The following is a 19423-nucleotide window of genomic DNA, read 5'->3' on the forward strand; positions in this document are numbered from 1 at the left end:
TGGCATTTGGCACATTCCAAGGTAAGGCCCAAAATTCCCTTCCCCAAGGTGTTGGTACGGTCTACCACATAATAGGACTGGTACTCCTCCTGAATTACACCGCCCTCCTGTGTTATGGGATGGTTCCTGTTGAACCCGGTGGCAAGGATCTGCTCCTTGGTGGCATTGGGCATGAGGTCGCCCGCCAATTGTACGCTCAGGAACCCATCATAGGGCATGTTGTTGTTAAAGGCATGGATCACCCAATCGCGCCAGGGCCACATGCTCCTATAGCTATCGTCCTGATAGCCGTGGGAATCCGCATACCTGGCCACATCCAACCAGACCTGCGTCATGCGCTCCCCATAGCTCGGGGAGGCCAAAAACTCGTCTATGGCCTGTTCCAAAATGTTGTCCGAGGTATTGTTGAGATATCTTTTCACCTGATCGGCATTGGGGGGAAGGCCCGTAAGGTCCAGCCCCATTCTCCTTATAAGCGTATGCTTCTCCGCTTTTTCGGACGGGACCAGAGCGTTCTCCTCCAGTTTTTCCATGATAAAGGCATCGATCTCATTTTGTGCCCAATCCGTCCGTTCCGTTGTTGGCAGCTCCGCCTTCTTGGGCGGGATAAAGGCCCAGTGCTTATCGAACTTGGCTCCCTGTTCTATCCATTTTTTCAATAGTTTCTTTTCATAGGAGTTCAGTGCCAATTGCGAATCCGGTGGGGGCATCAACTGTTTTGGGTCATCCGAGACCACATGTTGGTACAGGAGACTATTGGCGGGCTTGCCCGCTACAATGGCATATTTCCCGGGATTCTCCGGCAGTTCCGACAAGGCCTCCTTCTCCAGGTCCAGGCGCAGACCGGCCTTTCGCTTGTTGGCATCCGGTCCATGACAGGTATAACAGTTGTCCGAAAGTATGGGCTTTATATGAAAATTATAATCCACCACCTCGGGCAGCTTCTGATCGGCATACCCGTCACCGGAGGATTTGAAAAGCCCCGACTTGAATGCGAAAAGCAGGGCCACCAAGGCCGATAAAATTATTCCTATGCCTATTTTTTGTTTCATTAGGGAACTATATTTTCATCTATTTAGATTTCGCTTGGAAAGGGCTGAAAAACCCGATATCCTCCAAGGGAAGGAAGCAACAGTATATTCCTGTTATCACATCATCATCAACTCGTCCGTACTTAAATTTTTACAATTAATTCCGCCGAAAATCAAATTTTAAGAATATTGCACTCTTTACTCCCCGGCTATCACTAATTTTTACATTCCCATTATTATGGCGGGACGATTTTCTTTTTCGGCAAAACTTGTAACCTCAGCTTCGGTTATTGCTGTACCCCAAGCGTATACGCGTTTCAATCCCTTCATTTTTATAAAGTTTTCAAAACTTGATGCAGTAATTTTGGTTTGATATAAATTAAGGCCTGTTATACTTTGAATCCCTGTAATTTCAGCTATACCCACGTCTGTGATCGGATTTTTTTCCAGCTCTACTTTTTGAAGGTTTACGAATTGACCGATGGTTTTTAAATGCCTGTCCCGCACATCATTGTCCTTAAGGGAAAGCCATATAATATTGTCCTTCATTGGAAGTAGCTTTTCCAGCTTTCCATCCAATTCCTCACCGTTCTTGGAACTAATAAAATGAGGGGGCAAAACAACCTCATACAAACCAGATTCAAATATTAATTCCCGAACTTTAAACCCTGCATCCGCAATATCCTTCAGTATTTCCTCATTCACTTGAACAGCTTTAGGCAAAGGAATTCCACTTTTACCGGTCACATCTTCCAAGCCTAACATGTTAGAGGCAATACTTGTTATTTCCTCAGGAGTTTCCAATTCCCCCATTTTTACCCTAAAATCCGCATTTGCCTTTTCTATCCAAAAAGTCAAAATTGATTTCTCCTCATCAGTAAGGGGAGTTTTACCTTCAGGAGGCATATAATCCTCATGGTGGGGATCCAGCATGGTACGTCTAATCATCTCGGACTTGGCGACATTTCCAGCTATAAAGGCCTCACCATTTTTACCTCCTTTTTTAATATCAATACTGTCCTGAAAAGAGAGTCCGCCCTTTTTCTTGTTGGAATTATGGCAACTAGCACACTTGGCATCCAGAATAGGATTTACCAAATAGTCATAGACCGCGGCATCCTCCAATTTGTCAATTGGGGGTAGCACTACTTTTTCCTTTCTACCAAATGGCGCATATTTTACCAAATAATCGCTTCCGTGAGTTAAATTACCTCCGTAATGCCCTGTAATACTCACCAAAACCACCACAAGGGTCAGACTGGCCATATTGGGTTTCAAACCCTTTAATTTTGTTATATTAAGCTTGCCCGAACGTATGGACCATGCGAAAAATACAACTAAAGTAGTTGCAATTCCAAACCAAAAATGGGTATCCAACATACTCTCGTCATAGTCCCCGCTCAAAGAAAGCATATACCCAAGAACACAGGCAACCGCGGCGCTTAGGGCCCCACCTAACAAAGCAAATTCAATAGCCAAGGAGGTCCCGGAATCTCTTTTCCAACGCCCATATAGTTCTAAAATAAAAGCAAAAATTAAGAACCCAATTGGCAAATGCACCACTAGTGGGTGAAATCGACCTAAGAACAATATAAAATCTGGCACACTACTTTCCATTCCTAACTTTTAAAACTGCTGGTAACATATTTTTCTTTTTGCATTAGATAAGAATATCCTTTACAACATCGCCATGCACATCGGTAAGTCTGTACCTTCGGCCTTGATGTTTAAAGGTCAATCGTTCATGGTCAATACCAAATAGATGCAATAAGGTAGCCTGAAAATCGTGGGTATGTACTGGATCTTTGATAATATTATAACCAAAGTCATCGGTTTCACCATAGGTAAATCCAGGTTTTACCCCTGCCCCTGCCATGAACATGGTAAAGGCCTTGGGATGGTGGTCACGACCGTAGTTCGTTTCAGTGAGCTGACCTTGGGAATAAACTGTTCGTCCAAACTCTCCGCCCCACACCACCAAGGTATCTTCCAGCATGCCACGTTGTTTTAAATCCTTTATCAATGCTGCGGTTCCCTGATCTGTATTTTTACTTTGATATTTTACTCCCCCAGGGCAATTGCCATGTTGATCCCAACCTTGATGATACAATTGAACAAATTTCACATCCTTTTCCAATAATTTACGGGCCATCAAACAATTTGCCGCATAAGTTCCGGGATTTCGACTATCTGGACCATACATATCAAAAATATAGTCGGGCTCGTCCGAAGTATCCGTCACATCAGGAACAGAAGTCTGCATTCTGTAGGCCATTTCATATTGCGCTATCCTCGCATTAATTTCCGGATCGCCAAAGGCATCATATGCCATTCCATTCAATTTTTTCAAATAATCCAGCATTTGTCTGCGGTCATTGCCGTCATAGTTCTCAGGGTCCCCTAAATAGAGTACAGGATCCTTTCCTGATCGGAATTGCACCCCCTGATGTTCTGTAGGCAAAAAACCATTGCCCCATAAACGGGAGTACAAGGGTTGCCCTGAACCATTTTTGGAGACCAAGGAAATAAAAGTGGGTAAATTATCGTTGTCCGACCCCAATCCGTAACTGATCCAGGAACCTATAGATGGTCTCCCCGGTTGTTGACTCCCGGTTTGAAAAAAGGTTATGGCCGGATCATGGTTAATGGCATCGGTATGCATGCCCTTAATAAAACAAAGATCATCCACTACCTCGGACAAATAGGGCATGGCATCACTGACCCAAGCCCTGGATTCCCCATACTGCTTAAAATTTAAAGTGGATGCGGCAATAGGAAAAGCAGTTTGGTCGGCGCTCATCCCCGTTAGGCGCTGTCCAGCCCTTATGGAATCGGGCAAATCCTGACCAAACATATCCTTAAGTTTGGGCTTATAATCGAACAGATCCAATTGTGAAGGACCACCACTTTGAAAAAGGTACACAATACGTTTTGCCTTGGGCAAATGATGTGGCAATCCCAATTTATTTTTAGCGAAGGAATTTAAAGAATCAATGGAGCCAGCTACAGGATTAACAGCACCCCAAAGTTTTTCCGACTGCAATAATGAACCAAGGGCCATAGCCCCAATGCCCAAAGAGGTCTTTTTAAAGAACTCCCTTCTATCCCATTGTTTTTCTATACTCTGAAGATCCCGATTGTTAGATCTTAATTTATCATGATGATCGCACATAACCTCCTGTTTAATTCTGCTTTTCTTTATTCTATTATCTTTTGGTAATACAGGCGTCCGCATTCATAATGGTGTTGGCCACCACCGCATTGGCGGCTACCAAAGCCTTATCGTCACCATTTTCCAATTTAAATTCACCCGTATTCAGCCATCCTTTTGTTCTTTCCAAATTGGTCGCGAATTTTTGGTATTCATTCTCCTGAAGTTCCACCAGCAATTGCAGCTCATCCTCTTTAATTTTTCTTCCAGTAAGCTGTCTAAAGACATTGGAAATGGCCAACTTTAAGTCTGCTGAATCGCTCATACGCTTGCCCAAAACTCTTGATGCTTCAATATAAGTGGGATCATTGAGCAATACCAAGGCCTGAAGCGGGGTATTGGTTTCCTGTCGTTGAATGGTACAAACATCTCGAGCCGGGGCATCAAAGGTAGCCAAGGTAGGATGTGGCACGGAACGTTTCCAGATGGTGTACATACTTCTTCGGTACAGTTTATCCCCGGTATCCTGCCTATAGGTAGCGTTGTTCACCCTCCATAGACCTTCAGGTTGGTAAGGACTAACACTTTCCCCACCAATGGTTTTGTTGAGCAATCCAGAACTGGCCAAGGCATTATCGCGCAACATTTCTCCGGATAGCCTCTTGGAAGGTCCTCTTGCCAAAAGCCTATTGTCGCTATCCATTTCCATCAATTCCTTACTTACCATTGAAGATTGCTGATAGGTGTGGGACATCACTATCAATTTCTGAAATGCCTTAACATCCCATCCCGAGTCCCTAAATTCCAGGGCCAACCAATCCAATAATTTAGGGTGACTTGGCATTTCTCCCTGATTTCCAAAGTCCTCCGAAGTCTTTACCAGGCCAAACCCAAAATAGTGTTGCCAGAACCTGTTCACCGCCACTCTGGCCGTAAGGGGATGGTCTTCATGAAACAACCATTTGGCAAATCCCAATCGGTTCTTTGGGTAGTCTTCAGGCATGGGCAATATAGCTTTAGGAGTATTGGGAAACACTTCTTCCCCCCTGGCGTTATACACTCCCCGATCCAATATGTAGGACTGCACCGGTTCCGGGGTCTCCTCCATGACCATTACTTCTTTTACCTTTTCCACACTATCCACATAGCTCTTACGCAATTCCGCCAATTTATGTTGCTGTATTTTGGTGGCTTGGGAAACCGACTTCAAATAGTGTTCCTGCAATATTTTTTTATCCCCCGACCCAAGACTAACGACCTCTTTTTTTAGTAATTCACTTAATTGAGGATCGCTTGCAAGTTGCATTACCTCCACGGCCGACAAATCCCTTTCATACACCCTTATCTCATCTACCACAGCTCCTTTTATTCCTTTACCCCTTAATCTTGCCCCCAATTGCAAGCCGGGTTCATTATTGTTTCTAAAAAGAATGTCCTTGTACAGATTATCAGTTTTTACGGTGGTCTCCATCTCCTTACCATTAACAAACAACCTATATCCTTCAGCCTTGCTGGAGCCATCATAGGTAATGGCAAAATGCACCCATTGGTCCCGTGGAAACGTATTTTTGGCAATCTCTACAATGGCATTGTTGGGTGCTGTATGTGCCATCATAAGTTCCAATTTATTATCCACTATCTTCAGATGATACCCACGCCAATTGTACAAAATGGCGCCATCGCCCTTGTGGAAAATATTACCATTCTCGATATTCGCAGGTATATTTGCCCATAAACCTATACTGAAGGCATCATTTCTTCCAAAAACCCCTGTCTTTCTCAAATCCAGCCAAGTATCTCCATCGAACAGAACCCCTTTGCCCTGTTTTCCCTCGGAAAGATTTATTTTTTGCCCTTCCGTACCTTCCCGCTTCATGGTTCCCCTATGCTTTGGATCGATGACATTTTGCAAACTTTGATCGTTTAGATTGAAGTAGGCCGTTAATCCGTTTGAAGGAACTTTCATCCCAATGGATTTGTATTGCTTTTGCGACAGCCACTTATCAAAATTGACAGCCACTTCCTCCTGTTCCATTTTTTCGATTTCCCCTTCTTTTTCTTGAATTAAACTGTCCATATAGGTTAACACCTTTTCCTCCTCTTCCGTGGTCATCATTAAGGTAGGTACCGGGGTGGCATCATTCCATGAAATCTGTCCCGATTCGTTTACATTATTGAAAAAACTGGTGAGTTCATAAAAATCCTTGTGTGATATGGGATCATATTTATGATCATGACATCTGGCACAGGCCACAGTAAGCCCCATAAACGCTTGTCCAGCTGTACTTGCACGGTCTACCGCATATTCCACCAGAAACTCTTCACTTACTATACCCCCTTCCATATTCTGTGGATGAACACGGTTGAAAGCTGTGGCCAAAATAGTTTCCCGAGTAGGTTTTTCAATAAGGTCACCTGCCATTTGCCAAGTTATAAACTGCTCATAGGACATATTTTTATTGAAAGCATCTATTACCCAATCACGCCAAGGGGACATATCTCGATATCTATCAACACTATATCCATGAGTATCTGCAAAACGGGCCAAGTCCATCCAATCCAAGGCCATTTGCTCGCCGTAGTGGGGGGAGTCCAATAATTTATCCACTTCTTTTTCGTAGGCTTCGGGAGAAGGATCCTTCATAAAAGCATCCATATCCTCCAAAGTTGGTGGCAATCCGGTTAAATCCAGGTACAGCCTTCTCAGCAATAATTCTTTATCCGCTTTTGCAGAGAACTGCAAATTCTCCTGCTCCAACCGTGCCAATACAAAATTATCGATAGGGTTTTGTACCTGTCCAGCCTTATCCATAACTTCTGGCACAGTGTATTCCTTGGGCTTTATAAATGCCCAATGATCTTTATATTCGGCACCTTGTTCTATCCATTTTATCATGACCGCCTTCTCATGGTCGGACAAACTAAGGTGGGAATCCGGTTCCGGCATTACATAGTTGGGGTCTTCCGATATAATTCTATGGAACACCTCACTTTTCTTTAAATTTCCTGGCTTTAAGGCAAACTTTCCCGGGGATTCCTTTAGTTCCCTATAGGCGGCTTCGGGGGTGTGCAATTGAAGGTCGGCCTTTATTTTTGCCTTATCCGGGCCATGGCATATAAAGCATTTATCAGAAAGAATGGGCTTAACATGCAGATTGAAATCCACTTTCTTAGGTAATTTATCATATTCAAGAGATACCAATTCAGGTATTTCCGGACCGCCACAGGAAAAAAATAATAAAACCCAGATATAAACTAAAAGCTTCTTAATAATTGCCATACTCGACCTATCTATTTGCTACCTTTTCAAAGATAAAATTTAAGGATTCATAATACAGGTCCAAATCAGTTTAAGTATTGCACATTTCCGACATTAACACCATGCCAAATCCTATTCCTCACTATAAAATTTATTAAATTAGTAGTGAATTAATCGGTATTTGGATAAAAATATATTGATTACTACTGTTCTAAATCCGACAAAAAATTGAGCCATGTCCAAAATTCTTCAATCCCTAAAATTAGCCCTATTGAATGTAGGTTACGCAAAACTCGGGCCCCTATGGGATTATGATGATGTTATTAGCCCATTTATTAGACTATATTACATCACCGAGGGAAGTGCCATGGTTTATCACAGCAATCAAGCCATTCAATTGAAACCTGGACACATATATATCATCCCCAGCTACACCTTTGGCAGATACAAATGTGATGAATACCACGAACAATATTATATCAGTTGTTTGGAAGAGATAAAGAATGGTTATTCCATATTTAATTATAGCAGTTTTATTTATGAGTCAAAAGCCAATCCAATGGACTTGTATTATTTTAAGCGCTTGTTGGAACTAAATCCAAATAGGCAGCTGGAAAATAACAACCCAAAAGTATATGACAACCGACCCACACTGATGGATTTTGAAAAGAGGAACGAAGAATTAAGTCCTTCGGCCTATATGGAAACCCATGCCATTTTGGAGATATTGATATCCAGGTTCATAAAGGATACCAACTCCCAATTCACAAAGAGTAATGTAAAAAAGGAATTTGGTATGGTATTAAACTATATTCATGAAAATCTCCACGAAAATTTAAGCGTAAAACAGTTGGCCGACTTCTGCCATCTAAACACAGATTATTTTTCTAGGGTCTTCAATGAAAATTTTGGCATGCGCCCCAATAAATACATTCAATCCAAACGAATTGAAAGGGCACAGCTACTCCTACTTTCAACAAATAATTCCTTAAAGCAAATTGCAGAAAAAGTGGGATTGGAAAACCTATCTTATTTCAATAGGATCTTTAAAAGCCATACCGGTAAAACCCCAGGAGTTTTCCGGGAGGAACAACTAGAAAACAAATAACTGCCTCCCTAGACAAGATTCGTAAAAACAAAGACCTTTTGGATAGAAGAATTTACCTTACATTAAGCATATAAGTTTAACCAAAACAATGGCATAGTTATCCCCGTTAACCAATAGGCTTACCCCTTCACAAAAACCAAATCGAAATCGATGGTGACATTATCCCCCACTATTATTTGACCAAACATTGCAGTAGGAGGCTCCATATTATAATCCTGCAACTTTATTTCCTTGCTTCCCTTAAAAAGGTATTTCCCACCCGCTTCTTGGAATTCCGACGTTATATCTACAGCTTTTTCAACACCTGCAATATTTAGCATCCCATGAATCTGAAAAGTATTTTCCGAATCGGTGGTTTTCTTGATTTCTTTAAATTTAAAGGATACTTCAGGGTGTTCTTCCATCTTCAGTGCCGCATGCATCTTTTTATCCATGGCCGCCCCACGCTCGCTTTTAATTTGGGCCACCTCAACCTGAAACACCAAATTCTTTACAGCACCGGCCTTCATTTTCATGGATCCCTTCATTGAATTGGCCGTCACAGTCCAATCATGAATGGTAGACGAACCATTAATTTTGAGGACACTTTCTTTGAACAGGGTAAATGATTCTTGGGAATAACCAGCAACAACCAGGAACGACAATAGTATGAACAGTGTATTTTTCATCTGTTAAATTTAGTGATTTGTTTACAAAAGGTTTTTCTTGATATTCCTACTCGTCCAACACAGTTTGCCAAAACTGCTTTTGCTCCTCTTTTGAGGGTTGCACTTTTGGACTCACCAATCTGAATCCAATAAAGTTGGAATCCGTGTTCCACCAAAAACTTTTTGGAATCTGAGGATCCCTCTTTTGCAATTTTAAGCTGGATGCGATCCTGGCGGAGGACCTAAGTGTCTTTGCATCATCATCCCAAGACCCTCCTTTGATTACCCTAGGATGAATCACAGTGGGTTTTACCCAAGGGTTCTTGGACTCGGTAATGGCCAAGGCATTTTCTTTGTACTCATCCAAAGTCCATTCGGAAACATTTCCGTGCATATCATACAATCCCCAAGGATTGGGCAGTTTGCTTCCCATCTTGGCATATTGATTATTGGAGTTTTTATAATACACGGCATATTCATCAATTTTGGAAATATCATCACCAAAAGAATAGGCCGTATTGGTCCCGGCTTTAGCAGCGTATTCCCATTCCGCTTCTGTTGGTAACCTATAAAACCTGCCTGTAACGGTACTTAACCACTTACAGAACACCAAGGCGGAATATGCTGACATACTTATCGCAGGATACCCAACCTTACCCATACCATAGGAAGGATCTTCATACGGAGGGCTAGGTCTTGTGATGGCATCTATGCCACTTAACTTATCCGCATCCAAAGTCTCGAACAAATTCTTGTTCTGTTTAAAGAACAACTCAAAAACCTCCCAACCTAGTTCGTATTTCCCCATATAAAAGGCATCCAATTCAACAGCCTTCATTGGACCTTCATCGTCCTTTCTATTCACCTGGTCCTCAGGACTACCCATCATAAACTTTCCTTCGGGTATCAATACCATGTCAAAAGAAATATCGGTAGCCGGGATTTTCTCCGTAAACACTTCTGCAACCGGAATTTTATTATCTGATGTGGCCGCTGCGGCCTGTCCCGTTTTACAGGCCTGCAAGGAAATCAATAAGAAACAAAGTGAGAGAAAATTGAAAAGAGGTAGATTAAATAATCTAGAGGCAATTCTTAGCATTTGATAAATTAGTTTAGGTTGATGGGCTAAAAATATTACAATTTTTCCAAAGAGCCATCCCTATGCCATAATATACCTCCAGAACTCAAAATTTCTAAGGCTATAACTCCTAAAACACCCTTTAATTTTTGTATTATTGAATATCAAAAAACTACACTACCATGAGAATAAAAATCTTATCTCTTATACTATTTTTCCTGATCTGCAATAGTCTTTCCTACGGGCAATTACAAAAAGTAGCTACTGTGGAGGGCATAACGGAGTATCAAATGGACAATGGCCTTAAAGTACTGCTATTTCCCGATAACTCGTCACAGACCATAACGGTTAACATCACCTATCTGGTTGGGTCCAGACATGAAGGTTACGGGGAAAAAGGCATGGCCCACCTTTTGGAGCACATGGTTTTTAAAGGTACTCCCAACCATCCGGATATCCCCAAAGAGTTAAGCTCGCATGGAGCCCGACCTAATGGAACTACCTGGTTCGACAGGACCAATTACTTTGAAACCTTTAATGCCACTGACGAAAACCTGGATTGGGCTTTGGACCTCGAGGCAGATCGAATGGTGAATTCCTATATTGCCAAAAAAGATTTGGAATCCGAATTCAGTGTGGTACGAAATGAATTTGAAAGTGGCGAAAACGACCCTTCAAGGGTTCTTATGCAGAATGTTATCAATGCCGGTTTTATATGGCACAACTATGGCAACAGCACTATTGGAAACAGATCCGATATAGAACGCGTTCCCATTGAAAACCTACAGGCCTTTTATAAAAAATTCTACCGACCGGACAATGCAGTTTTAATGGTTACCGGCAAATTTGACGAAGCCAAAACATTGGACTTGATCCAAAAAAAGTTTGGCAAAATTGCAAAGCCCTCTACTCCAATAAGGGACTCCTATACCGAAGAGCCGGCACAAGATGGGGAAAAAACAGTACAGCTCAATCGTGTTGGAGATCTACAGATAGTTTCGGCCATGTACCATACTCCTGCAGGCTCACATGAGGATTATGCCGCCATTTCCATTATTGAAGACGTCCTTGCGGACGAACCGTCCGGCAGGCTATATAAAGCCTTGATCGAGGCAAAGAAAGCCTCCTCCATATGGTCTTTCTCCCCATTCACCAAAGAACCTGGCTTTTTATATATCAACGTAGATGTACCTTCGGATAAGAATGCGGACGAAGTGGAAAAAGTACTAAAGGAAACTTTGAATGCCGTAAAAACCGCTCCTATCACTCAAGAGGAATTGGATCGTGCCAAAGCCAATCTTTTAAAACGAACCGATCAAATCTTTAGAAATTCTTCCTACTTAGGGACCTATATGAGCGAATTTATCGGTGGTGGCGATTGGCGTTTAGCGTTTATACAAAGGGATAGAATTGAAAATGCCAGTCTTGAAGCAGTAAATGAAGTGGCCAAAAAATACCTCATTACCACCAATAGAACCATAGGCAGATTTAATCCCACCAAAAAGCCGGAAAGAATAGAAATTGAACACACCCAAAATCTTGATGCCCTTGTATCAAACTATAAAGGCAAAGAAGACATGGGTACCGGTGAGGCTTTTGATGTTTCCTATGATGCCATTCAATCCAGATTGGACCAAGGTCAACTTTCCAATGGCATTGCCTACGGTATTATTAAAAAGAGTAATCGCGGCAAAACCGTCAGACTAAGTTTCAGTATTAGAAATGGAAACGTGGAATCCCTTAAAAACAAAGGGGTTGTCCCATCCTTTACGGCAAGCATGCTTAACAAAGGTACCCGCTCCAAGTCCAGGCAACAGATCGAGGACGAATTGAGCAAATTAAAATCTTCCGTATCCTTTAGAGCCAGTAATGGGAATGTTTATGCCAATGTAGTTTCTACCGAAGAAAACCTGATGGCCACATTGGCCCTAATGTCGGAAATGCTCAAAACCCCTTCCTTCGATGCGGCAGAATTGGAAAAATTAAAAACCGAGTCCTTGGCCTATTTGGAAAGCAATAAGACCGAACCACAATTTTTGGCCTCCAAAAGATTATCTGTTATAAATAACACCTTTCCCAAGGGACACCCTTTATACACCATGACAGTTGACGAAGAGGAAGCGGCTATAAGAGCAATCAACATAGAGGACATTAAAAGCTTCCATAAAGCGTTTTACGGCTTGGGCAAGTCCATTCTGGTAGGTATAGGTGATATGCAGCCGGAAGAAATTAAAGCCTACATGGAAAAAGAGTATGCCAACTTCAAGAGCAAAAATACCTATGCCAGGCTAAAAGATCCATTTACCGATTCCCCGGTAGTACATGAAGACATTCTTACCCCAGACAAGAAAAATGCCATGACCCTTGGAAACCTTAACGTTAAAATTAGCCAGGACAATGAAGATTATGCGGCGCTAAATATGGCAGCCACCATACTGGGTGGTGGTTTTCTAAATTCGAGGATTGCGGATAGGTTGCGGCAAAAGGACGGTGTTAGTTATGGTGCCGGTGCCGGCTTTCAGGCCGATTCCAATGCGGACGACCAAAATTCATCCATATACCTATATGCCATTTACGCCCCGGAGAACTATGACAAGGTGCAATTAGGGTTTAAAGAGGAATTGGATCGTTTTATAAAAGATGGCATTACAGAGGAAGAGTTGAAGAATGCGGTAAACGGCTGGGTGCAGGAGGAAAATGTTTCCCGGGCCAAAGATGCTGAACTGGCTGGCCTAATAAACAACAACATTTATTACGAGCGCACCATGGAATTCCAAAAAAACTTGGAAGAAAAAGTGAAGAATCTAACCGTAAGCGATATCAACAACGCCATTCTTAAATACATTAAACCTTATAAAAATTGGACTATTATCAATGCTGGGGATTATAAGAAATAAAAGGTATTAAACCTAGATGCCGCCGAAAAAGGCGGGATTAGTTCAACTTGCAATTTTAAGTGCGTCTTACTGACTTCTCAAAATTGAGTTTCACTAATAAATTTAGACTATAATACGGACTTTAAAAAGGACAGCTTAAATACATACATTTAGGCTGTCTTTTTTTTATGGGAAACATTGGTTTTCCCAACATGTTATTGACCAATATCCAAAGCCTCAAATGAAATTAGCTCCCCTTCATTAAAAACCGGAGTAACAGATATAGGATTACAACAAACCTCACAATCTTCCACATAGGTCTGTCGGGAAATGGAGGGATCCAACAACATGGATATTTCTTCCCAGCAATATGGACATTGAAAGTAGTGTTCGTACATGGATAAATGGCTTAAACTTTATAGCAATAAAAAGTCTGCTTTATTCCAATTGGACCGGAATGCAAATCTATCAAAATTCTACCGACAACAACTGCCCAGTTAATTGTAACAGCTGTAATTCCGCCAACTTGGCATCGTATTTGGCCAAATTCTTATTGGTCTGTGCGTTGAGCAAGTTTATTTGGGCCTGCCTAAATTCTATGGATGTTATACGTCCCAATTGAAATTGCTCTCTGGACCGTTCAAAATTATTTTGATTGGTCACAACGTTCTGTTCCTGGATTTTGAATATCTGCAACCTGTTTTCATAGATTTCCAAGGCATTCAAAATATCCCTATCCACTTCAAGTATTACTTGTTCCTTGAATATTTCCTGGTTCTCATAGGCTATTTTGGCATTTTTCACTCTTACGGTTGTTCCGCCACCGTCAAATAAATTCCAAGTAAGGTTGGCACCCAATGCCAAATTTAAACTGTTCCTATTGCTTCCAGGTATAATTTGACCAGGGAGAAATGAAGTTGCCGCACTTTGGTTCAAATTCCACCCGTAGCTACCGCTTAACCCCAAGGTAGGCAGATATCCCGATCTATTTACCTTAATATCATACTCGTTTATGGCCATATTGCGCTCTGTCTGAAGTATGGCCACATTGTTCTCTTTCGACTGGGCAATATAATCCTCCAACTGTAATTTTGGAATAAAAGTTACCAGGGTATCCACTACAAATGTCTCATTGAGATTTTGATTGAGCACCACATTCAAATCCCTTTTTGCATTGGCCAAGTTCTGCTGAACGTTCATTAAACCAATACTATCGTTGGTAACATCTACTTGGGCATTTAAGATGTCCAATTTCGTATTCTGTCCGTATTCAAAGGAATATTCCGCTCTTTTGATCCGGTCCTTGGAAATTTCCAAGGCCTGTCTTAAAACATTCTCGTTTTCGGTAAGCCTGGCAATTTCATAATACACACTAAATAATTGGAGAATAGTATTTTCTATGGTTTCCCTAGCTTGCAGCTCAGACAATTGATACTGTTCTTTTAATCGCTTAAAATTATAAAGTCTGCCCATACCATCGAAGAGGGTATAGTTTAAATTAAGTCCTGCATTATACACTTGGGACTCCGCATTTTTAATTTCCAAATCCTGTCTAGGATCTCCATTGGTTTCAAATTGTCCCGGGTACTCTGTAGTACTATTAAAATCGTTATAGGTGGCTCCGGCCGTCCCAGTAAGTCTGGGCAAATAACCAGAGTTCAAGATTCCCGCGTTATTGTCGGCAATGGCCACCTGATTTTTGGCAACCTTAATTCCAAAATTGTTTTCCAAGGCCAATGATACGGCAGCATCCTTGGACAATAACTCCTCTTGAGCACTTACAACTCCGCAAAAACCAATTAGCAGGCCTTCAATTATATATTTATATCCCATTTACTTATTGTCTTCCAATTCGTTAGATAGTACGGTTTCATCCTCTAACGAAGTTGATATTTCGGGAGAACGACCATTCTGCTCATGTTTTTCAAAATTTTGCATATGACTTTCTTCCATTTGTTCCTTTATTGCCCGTTCCACCTCTTCCTTGGTCACTTTTTTTCCGGTGATCAACCATTTGGAACCTACTTTTATTTTATTACTAAAGGCCAAAAACAAAGGCAACATCAATAAGGTCAAAACGGTTGCATACCCAATTCCATAAGCAATGGATATGGCCATTGGTTTCAAAAATTGTGCCTGTCTACTTTTTTCCAAAAGCAATGGTGCCAAACCGGCAATGGTCGTAATAGAAGTCAAAAATATTGCCCTAAACCTAGATTTACCGGCTTCATAAATGGCATCATCAAACTTCATTCCTTCCCTTAGATTACCATTAAATTTCCCAATAAGTACCAAGCCGTCGTTTACCATAATTCCTATTAATGCTATAATACCCAACATGGACAAAACGTTGATAGGAAAATCATGGATCCAGTGACCCCAGGCCACAGCGGTAATACTAAACGGCACTAAAATAATCAACATAAGGGGTTGACTAAAACTCCTGAAGGTAAAGGCTATGGTAATATAGATCAACAGCAAAACGGATAGGCCCACAAATTTTAAAGATCCAAAAAGCTTGGCGGTCTCCCTGTTCTGACCTTCATAGGATGCAGTTACCGTGGGATATCTAGAATGGATATCCGGCATTATAACCGTCCTTATTTCGTTCATAATATCGGTAGCACTAGTGGTCTTATCATCCTTAATATCTGCCGAAACCTGAATTTCGCGCTGACCTTCCAAATGGTTAATGGCAACATCCCCCCGTACTATTACGTAACTTGCAATTTCCTTTAACGGAACCTTACTCCCACTGGGAGTGCTGATCCTCATATCGTCCAAATCGTTGATAGACGATCGGTCAGAGCGGTCGTAACGCACCCACACCCTAATTTCATCCTGCCCACGTTGAAAGCGCTGAGCCTGGGCCCCAAAAAATCCGGCCCGCACCTGATTCATAACACTTCTTAAGTCCAATCCCATTAAATAGGCATTCTCCTTCAGCTCCAATCTTATTTCCTTTATTCCCGCCGGATCATTGTCCGCGACATCCTTTAAAAGGGCATTATTCTGCAAAATGGCCTTAAGCTCTTTTTTTGCTTCTTTTAATTCCACTATATTATTACCCAATAGGGAAACCGAAACGGGGCTACCCCCAAAATTGCCACCCGAACCATAGATCAGACTTTCAACCCCAATAACCGGACCTACCAATTCCTGCAATCTATTGGTAATCAAATCCGACCGTATTGCGTCTGGTCTTTCTTCCCCAGGTAAGAGGTTAATATCCAGCGAGGCCGTGGAGGAACCAGGTCCCACTTTCCTTATCATGTTTTCAAAAAGCTTTTTACCAGTCCCCTTTAAGTACTTTTCCGTTAGCTCCTGGTCCACAATTTTGGCCTTTTCCTCAATTAAACTAATAATGGAATCGGTTACCCTTTCATGTGTCCCATTAGGCATTAGCAAGTCTACGGACACCCGGTCACTTGCCACCCGTGGAAAAAACGCAGTTCTGATAATTCCGCCCCCTATGGAACCGAAACTCAAAAACAATAACATTACGAATATAGAAAACATCAGAATTTTATAGCGGAGCGAAAAGCGCAGAACCGGCCCATATAATTTATCGCGCATCCATACCATAAAGCTATCGCCCCATTCATTGATGACCCTTAATTTCGCAAACAACTTGGCTATTCCCGTTTTAGGTTTGTTGTCCAATGGCTGAAGGGCTTTGGAATGGGCCAAATGCGCTGGTAAGATAATTAAGGCCTCGATCAAGGACACCACCAAGGTTAAAATTACAATTACCGAAACTTCCCCAAAAAATTCCCCTATCCTACTATCCAAAAATAGGAATATGGAAAATGCCAATATCGTAGTGATGATGGCCGAAATAATAGGAGGCAGTACCTCCATAACACCATCTACCGCTGCTTGTATGGGGGGCTTACCCTTTTCGTAGTTCTGATAAATATTTTCGGCTATTACAATACCATCATCCACCAAAATACCGATTACGATAATCATTCCAAAAAGGGACAATACGTTTATGGTTACGTCAAAGAATCCTGCAAACACAAACATTCCCAAAAATGCAACAGGTAAGCCGAAGGCCACCCAGAACGCCAATCTGGTATTAAGAAACAGTGAAAGGAAGATGAGTACCAAAATCATCCCCATAATGGCATTTTCTGTCAACAATTGCGTGCGTTGCGTGAGTGTTACGGACTGATCGCTGACCACACTCAACTTTACGTTGTTATGCTTTTGATTATACTCTTCTATATATTCCTTTACCTTTTCGGATGATGTTATTAAATCTTCGGTATTGGTACTTGTAATGGCTATATTTACGGCTAGATTTCCATTAAAATAAGTAGCATTGGGCGTTTCTGAAAACCTATCCCTAATAACTGCCACATCCTTTAGCCGTACCGTTTGCCCGGAAGCATTTGCCCTAACGATTACATTTGATAATTCATTTCCATAATACGACCTATTGTTGGCCCTGATTAGAAATTCCTCAGCGCTAGTCTTAATATTACCCCCGGTAACCAAAATATTGGCATTAGAAACGGCTTGGGCTACCTCCTCAAATGACACATTATAAGCCAAAAGGCTATTCTCGTTCACGGCAATCTCTATTTCTTCGGCAGGATATCCGGTAATACTGATCTGGGAGATGCCCTCCATAGCCCTGATATCGTTCTCCACCTGCCTGCCTATCTGCTTCAAAGCAGACAAACTTATATTTTCACCACTAATAGCAAAACTAATGGTTTGCCGTACCGCCTCCAACTTGGAGACCACCAAAGGCTCCATACCCGTTGGGAACGAAGGCACCCTGTCTACGGCATTTTTAACTTCCAAGAGCATAAAGTCTATATCCCTGCCCTTCTCTATCTCCACATTTATAATACCGCTGTTTTCCCTTGAAGTGGAAGTAACCCGGTCCACACCCTCCAAACCTTTTAGGTTATCCTCTATCTTAAGTACAATGCCCTCCTCCACTTCTTGGGGGGAAGCACCTGGATAGGTAACATTTATAGTAATGTTTTTAGAGTCGGTTAGTGGAAAATACGAGGATTTTAATGATAAGGCCCCTACGATACCAAAAATAAGGAAAGCCACAATTATGACATTTACGGCCACGTGGTACTTTATAAAATAGGCTATAATATTCCTCATTATTCCTGGTTGTTGGTTACTTGGTCATTAAATACTTTTACCAACATTCCAGCATAGGCTCCCATAACCGGTTTTGATAGAATTGTTATTCCGTCTGGCACATCCTTTAAAACCACCCTGTTATCCGAAAAATAAACCGGCTTCACCGGTATTAAATCCAATACAGAGTCCCTGACCACAAATATTTCTTCGGTTTCCAGCAATAAACTCCTATTTATCTCAATAGCATTTGGCTCTTCCTTGGCTTTAAGATGGGCCTCAAGGTACATCCCCTCCCTAAGGTCCGGATCCTTTACCTCTATAAAGGCAGTAATGGTCTGGGAAGCCAAATCTACACGGCCATTTATCCTTGTAACTTTCCCTTGGTAGGTTTTGTTTCTATCTATACTTTTTAGTTCCACCACCTCGCCAACATTCAGTAGATCGCTGTAGGTTTTGCTAATGGCAACCTCCAGTTCATAATCGTTGGTATTGATAAATTCGCCCAATTTTTGACCAGACCTGACCAAGGTACCCTCTGTGACCAATGCTTCGGTCAAGACCCCATTAAAAGGTGCCGCTATAGTGTATTTGGCCAATCTTTGCTCTAAATTTTTTATGGTGTAGTAATTGGTCAAAATTCCTCGCCCGGAAATAAAATATTTTTCCTTGTCCGTAGACATTTCAGGAAGGGGAGGAATATTTTTGTTTATATCAAAATTGGCCAGAAATGTTTGCCATTTATCAAACACCTCCGGATAGTCCAACCGAAGGTCCGGCATTATGGAAGTGATTAAATTGTATAAATTACTTTTGGAAGATTGAACGTTGGCATAATATTCGGCAGCATCTATTCTTATTAGTATTTCGCCTGCCCTATATTCCTGTCCGGGTTTAAATAATTTGTTTCCAGCTTTAAAAACACCTTGGACCTCCGCGTATAGCTCCACCCTTCTTTTGGCCACAAGATTTCCGTTTGCAGGAACAATAATTGGCACATTACCATTCTTGACCTTTTCTACAACAACTGTCTTTACTACTTTTTCTGGTCGTGGTTTTGGAGTGGTCTTACTATTGATAATATATTTTGCACCAAAAAAGGAGCCTATTATTAGGAGACCCCCAATAATAGATAATGCAATTTTTCTAGAGTTCATAAAG

General features: G+C 41.6%; 12 protein-coding genes. 2 read left to right on the top strand and 10 right to left on the bottom strand.

Annotation, left to right across the window (positions count from 1 at the left end; translation table 11 throughout):
• From KO529_RS18645 to KO529_RS18660, 4 genes are all read right to left on the bottom strand, one after another.
• Positions 1-1052: DUF1549 domain-containing protein (locus KO529_RS18645; RefSeq protein ID WP_215949382.1), on the bottom strand; the 1052-nt coding region annotated here is incomplete at its 3' end.
• A gap of 201 nt (positions 1053-1253) precedes the next feature.
• Positions 1254-2648, bottom strand: coding sequence for a DUF2231 domain-containing protein (locus tag KO529_RS18650; protein ID WP_215949383.1), 1395 nt, complete (start codon positions 2646-2648; stop codon positions 1254-1256).
• A gap of 43 nt (positions 2649-2691) precedes the next feature.
• Complete coding sequence (locus KO529_RS18655; RefSeq protein ID WP_215949384.1) at positions 2692-4203, bottom strand: DUF1501 domain-containing protein; 1512 nt, start codon at positions 4201-4203, stop codon at positions 2692-2694.
• A 34-nt stretch (positions 4204-4237) separates the two neighbouring features.
• Positions 4238-7462: a DUF1553 domain-containing protein gene (locus KO529_RS18660; RefSeq protein WP_215949385.1), complete on the bottom strand. Its 3225-nt coding sequence runs from the start codon at positions 7460-7462 to the stop codon at positions 4238-4240.
• A 214-nt stretch (positions 7463-7676) separates the two neighbouring features.
• Here KO529_RS18660 and KO529_RS18665 point away from each other — a divergent pair, with 214 nt between their 5' ends.
• Positions 7677-8549 (top strand): helix-turn-helix domain-containing protein, encoded by an 873-nt coding sequence (locus KO529_RS18665; protein ID WP_215949386.1) that lies wholly within the window; start codon positions 7677-7679, stop codon positions 8547-8549.
• 119 nt (positions 8550-8668) lie between these two features.
• Here KO529_RS18665 and KO529_RS18670 read toward each other — a convergent pair whose 3' ends face one another.
• A complete protein-coding gene (locus KO529_RS18670) occupies positions 8669-9217 on the bottom strand; it encodes a YceI family protein (RefSeq protein WP_215949387.1) in 549 nt (182 codons plus the stop codon).
• A gap of 46 nt (positions 9218-9263) precedes the next feature.
• A complete protein-coding gene (locus KO529_RS18675; RefSeq protein ID WP_215949388.1) occupies positions 9264-10295 on the bottom strand; it encodes a formylglycine-generating enzyme family protein in 1032 nt (343 codons plus the stop codon).
• Positions 10296-10456: 161 nt separating this feature from the next.
• Here KO529_RS18675 and KO529_RS18680 point away from each other — a divergent pair, with 161 nt between their 5' ends.
• Positions 10457-13171 carry a M16 family metallopeptidase gene (locus tag KO529_RS18680; RefSeq protein WP_215949389.1) on the top strand — a complete coding sequence of 905 codons (2715 nt, stop codon included), beginning with the start codon at positions 10457-10459 and terminating at the stop codon, positions 13169-13171.
• Between the two features lie 194 nt (positions 13172-13365).
• On the opposite strand, the gene KO529_RS18685 is transcribed toward KO529_RS18680, so the two are convergent.
• The 4 genes from KO529_RS18685 to KO529_RS18700 form a co-directional block, all read right to left on the bottom strand.
• Positions 13366-13548, bottom strand: a complete 183-nt coding sequence (locus tag KO529_RS18685) for a CPXCG motif-containing cysteine-rich protein (RefSeq protein WP_215949390.1) — start codon at positions 13546-13548, stop codon at positions 13366-13368.
• Between the two features lie 70 nt (positions 13549-13618).
• The gene (locus KO529_RS18690) at positions 13619-14983 is read right to left on the bottom strand and encodes a TolC family protein (protein WP_215949391.1); all 1365 of its coding nucleotides are present in this window, start codon (positions 14981-14983) and stop codon (positions 13619-13621) included.
• On the bottom strand, positions 14984-18283 hold the full coding sequence (locus KO529_RS18695) for an efflux RND transporter permease subunit (protein WP_215949392.1): 3300 nt from the start codon (positions 18281-18283) through the stop codon (positions 14984-14986).
• Positions 18283-19419 (bottom strand): efflux RND transporter periplasmic adaptor subunit, encoded by a 1137-nt coding sequence (locus KO529_RS18700; RefSeq protein ID WP_215949393.1) that lies wholly within the window; start codon positions 19417-19419, stop codon positions 18283-18285. The genes KO529_RS18695 and KO529_RS18700 overlap by 1 nt, the downstream gene beginning before the upstream one ends.
• Positions 19420-19423 lie beyond the last annotated feature (4 nt).

The sequence above is a fragment of the Arenibacter algicola genome (assembly GCF_018860365.1).
Taxonomy (GTDB): Bacteria; Bacteroidota; Bacteroidia; order Flavobacteriales; family Flavobacteriaceae; genus Arenibacter; species Arenibacter algicola_B.

Coding starts and splice junctions, on each gene's coding strand:
- KO529_RS18650 (WP_215949383.1), bottom strand. CDS start 2,648: ATGGAAAGTAGTGTGCCAGATTTTATATTGTTCTTAGGTCGATTTCAC.
- KO529_RS18655 (WP_215949384.1), bottom strand. CDS start 4,203: ATGTGCGATCATCATGATAAATTAAGATCTAACAATCGGGATCTTCAG.
- KO529_RS18660 (WP_215949385.1), bottom strand. CDS start 7,462: ATGGCAATTATTAAGAAGCTTTTAGTTTATATCTGGGTTTTATTATTT.
- KO529_RS18665 (WP_215949386.1), top strand. CDS start 7,677: ATGTCCAAAATTCTTCAATCCCTAAAATTAGCCCTATTGAATGTAGGT.
- KO529_RS18670 (WP_215949387.1), bottom strand. CDS start 9,217: ATGAAAAATACACTGTTCATACTATTGTCGTTCCTGGTTGTTGCTGGT.
- KO529_RS18675 (WP_215949388.1), bottom strand. CDS start 10,295: ATGCTAAGAATTGCCTCTAGATTATTTAATCTACCTCTTTTCAATTTT.
- KO529_RS18680 (WP_215949389.1), top strand. CDS start 10,457: ATGAGAATAAAAATCTTATCTCTTATACTATTTTTCCTGATCTGCAAT.
- KO529_RS18685 (WP_215949390.1), bottom strand. CDS start 13,548: ATGTACGAACACTACTTTCAATGTCCATATTGCTGGGAAGAAATATCC.
- KO529_RS18690 (WP_215949391.1), bottom strand. CDS start 14,983: ATGGGATATAAATATATAATTGAAGGCCTGCTAATTGGTTTTTGCGGA.
- KO529_RS18695 (WP_215949392.1), bottom strand. CDS start 18,283: ATGAGGAATATTATAGCCTATTTTATAAAGTACCACGTGGCCGTAAAT.
- KO529_RS18700 (WP_215949393.1), bottom strand. CDS start 19,419: ATGAACTCTAGAAAAATTGCATTATCTATTATTGGGGGTCTCCTAATA.